This window comes from Streptomyces sp. NPDC051555 (assembly GCF_044454405.1).
Taxonomy (GTDB): domain Bacteria; phylum Actinomycetota; class Actinomycetes; order Streptomycetales; family Streptomycetaceae; genus Streptomyces.
The window spans coordinates 1-3288 of record NZ_JBITDP010000090.1 but is presented as its reverse complement, the minus strand read 5'-3'; the positions used below and the strand labels follow the sequence as shown (position 1 = coordinate 3288).

Sequence of the window (3288 nt, the reverse complement as noted above, 5' to 3'; positions counted from 1 at the left end):
TCGGCGATCAGTACCAAGGGCCGGATGCACTTCATGGTCTTCGCCGAGAGCTTCACCGCCGAGGTGATGTGCCGCTTCCTGGACCGGCTCGCCGGCCACTTCGACCGTAAGGTCCATCTCGTGGTCGACGGGCACTCCGCCCACCGCTCCAGGAAGGTCCGCGACTGGCCCGCTGCCCACCCCGACGACATCGAGCTGCACTTCCTGCCCCCGTACTCGCCCGAGCTGAACCCCCACGAGCTGGTCAACGCCGACCTCAAGCACAGCCTGCCCAAGCAGCACCGAGCCCGCGATCAGGCCGAACTCGCCGCGGAAACCCGTCGCTTCTTCCGCAGACGCCAGCGCCAGCCGCACATCGTCCGCGGCTACTTCGGCGGCCCGCACGTCCGCTACGTCCTGGACGAGAACCCCATGAGTTTCTGATCAATAGGATGCTCCACCTGAACACAGCCTGGGTGAGCATTTCGTTGGATTCCCGGTCAAGGGCCGGGTGTATCCGGCATTCAGGGCCGTACAGATCAGATTGTGTGCGTGGCAGGAGCCGCTGCCGAGTATGACAACAACTCCTCGCTGATTCCGAAGCTACGGTCAAACATGCTTCCGCTTCAACCGCGGAGGCCACGACTGTGGCTCGAACATTCCGAGAGCATACGCGCGACCGACAAGTGCCCCGCGCGTGGAGGCGCCGATCTGCTTGCGAAGTGCCTTCAGTCGATAATCGAGCCCCTGACGACTCAGGCACAGCGACTGTGCAATCTTCAAATTCGGTTCGCCACTGGCAAGCATCTCCAGAATTATCCCGTCGATATCCGAGATGCCTTGCATTTGAATATCATTCATCCTTTCCGCAGGATCCCCCCAATCGTCAATCGTCAGAAACGAGGTAAAGGATCCACCTTCAGGACGGATCCACCTCTTGAAGGAAATATTCGCAAGAATTGCCGAACCAGACTTTCCGCGAAGAATCAACTCCTCAGCCTTAATTCTACCCTCGGTTGCCATTTTTGCATGCAACTGAATGAAATGCTCCCGGGATCCCGGATTTACCCAGTCAGCCAGGGCGGCCCCCGCGAGCTCCTCACTTGTCGCCCCCAGCATCGACGCAAACGACTCATTGTGCTCCTGAATATGTGCACCTGAGTCCAGGAATGCCGCAGGATGCTTAAACTCCTCAAGGAGCGCACTTTTATCCTGTGCTCTCGCCGCCTCATCCTGGGAGACATCAATAGAGATTGCGAGTTCAAACCTGTGCTCATCATTTCCAAATGGCAGCTGTCGTGATCTAAATCGCCTCCCCCTACTCCCTTCCCATACAATATTCTCGCCTTCCACCACGCCGCTAGGGGCCGATACGGGAGAATTCGCTTGGGTGACCTCATCGAGCGTGCGGAGCAAAGCATCTTCCGAGCTAACCCCCGTGGCATCACAAAAGGCGGAGCTGGTCAACAGGATGCGCTTTTGTCCGTCCAACACAGAGACAGGTTGATCGATCTCAGCCAATAGCCTGGTGAGGATATTCTCACAATCCATCCGACGAACATGTTCATTATGCTCTCGGCTAAGATTGACAGTCACTCCAATCACACCATTAACCGTGCCAGTACTATCGGTCGTCGGAGCCACACGCGACCGGATAGTGTCAGCTGGCCCGGCTCGCCATTCGACGGTCTCTCCGCGCAAGGCCCTGACGTGTGCAGAGACGGCAGGATTCCAGCTGTAACTCCGGTCAAGACGGAGTCTACCGTCCGCCTCGCCATAGATCGATCCACCAAATTCACCACAGGGCCCACTGTCTGGGCATCTCCATAGCAGTCGGAGGTCTCGATCCGTCATCCAGAAACTGACCGGAAGCCCAGAGAAGAGGCTGCTTGGAATTTCGGAGATGTTCAAATCATCAAACCCGAAGTGTCCACATATTAAACCTCACCCACTACACCCTAACAAACATCCAACCCGGCCCTGCAGCATGCGGCAGCCACAATCCTCGATGCATCCGCTATGTATATGCACTCGATCCACGAATCCTCAGATGCCCACCCGAGTGGAAAGTGTAAAACACCTGTAAAATTACGACGGAGATCCAGTATTAAACTATCATTCACGCATATTGATCAGAAACTCAAAGGGTTCTCGTTCAAGACGTAGCGGACGTGTGGGCCGCCGAAGTAGCCGCGGACGATGTGTGGTTGACGTTGGCGTCTGTGGAAGAACCTGCGGGTTTCGGCGGCGAGTTCGGCCTGGTTCCTGGCTCTGTGGGTGTGGGGCAGGCTGCGTTTGAGGTCGGCGTTGACCAGCTCGTCGGGGTTCAGCTCGGGTGAGTAAGAGGGCAGGAAGTGCAGCTCGATCTCGTCCTTGTGGCCGGCGAGCCAGGCCTGGACGGTCTTCGAGCGGTGGGCCGAGTGCCGGTCGACGATCAGGTGGACCTTCCGGTCGAAGTGCCCGGCAATCCGGGTGAGGAAGCGGCACATGACCTTCGCGTCGAACGACTCGGTGAAGACCATGAAGTGCATCCGGCCGCGGGTGCTGATCGCGGACATCGCGTTCACGGAGAACCGGTTCCCGGTGCGGCGGACGATGGGAGTCGCGCCTTTGGCGCCCCAGGTGCGGCCGGTGACCTGGTCCGAGCGGACCCCGACCTGGTCGGCGAAGAGAACTTCGGCGCTCTCCGCCTTCGCCTTGGCCCGGATCGCCGGCCAGGTCTCCTCGTGCCAGACGCGGACCGCTTCCGCGTCCTGCTCGACCGCCCGCTTGTCCGGACGCTGGAAGGTCAGTCCCCAACGCTTGAGGTACTTGCCCACCCCGGGCTCGGTGAAGCGGACCCGGTACAGCTTGAAGATCAGCTCGCCTATCTGCCCCCGAGTCCATAGCTGGCCCGAAAGTCCCAGGTCGGAGGGGATGTGATCGAGGACGGCCTGCCTGACGGCGGCCTGCTCGGCCTCCCCGAGCACCTGGTGCACCCCGACCGGCTTGCCGCGCGGCCGCATGACGAGCGCTTCCCGGCCGCCGGCCTGCCACTTCGTCCACCAGATGTCGACTGCTTTCAGCGACACGCCGAACACCGCCGCCACGTCCTCACGGCCCCTCCCCGCCACCAACGCGGCCACCGCCCGCAGCCGCAGGGCCTCCTGCGCCGACGGCGACAGATGCCGTGCGTCCCCCACCAGATCGCTCACACCCAGCTCAACGACCCAGAACCGGGACTGTAAAAGAAGCGGTGTAACTCCGATCATGGAGGATTGCACCTGTGACCAGCGAGAAGATAGCCGCACCATCCGGCGCGGGGGCCGC

General features: G+C 60.4%; 3 protein-coding genes. 1 reads left to right on the top strand and 2 read right to left on the bottom strand.

Annotation, left to right across the window (positions count from 1 at the left end; all coding sequences use genetic code 11):
- Positions 1-423 (top strand): IS630 family transposase (locus ACIBEA_RS44325; RefSeq protein WP_399270217.1); only part of this gene is annotated, 423 nt, incomplete at its 5' end.
- 165 nt (positions 424-588) lie between these two features.
- Here the strand turns inward: ACIBEA_RS44325 and ACIBEA_RS44320 are convergent.
- The gene (locus ACIBEA_RS44320; RefSeq protein ID WP_399270215.1) at positions 589-1575 is read right to left on the bottom strand and encodes a PAS domain S-box protein; all 987 of its coding nucleotides are present in this window, start codon (positions 1573-1575) and stop codon (positions 589-591) included.
- Between the two features lie 536 nt (positions 1576-2111).
- On the bottom strand, positions 2112-3113 hold the full coding sequence (locus ACIBEA_RS44315) for an IS630 family transposase (protein WP_399270219.1): 1002 nt from the start codon (positions 3111-3113) through the stop codon (positions 2112-2114).
- Positions 3114-3288 lie beyond the last annotated feature (175 nt).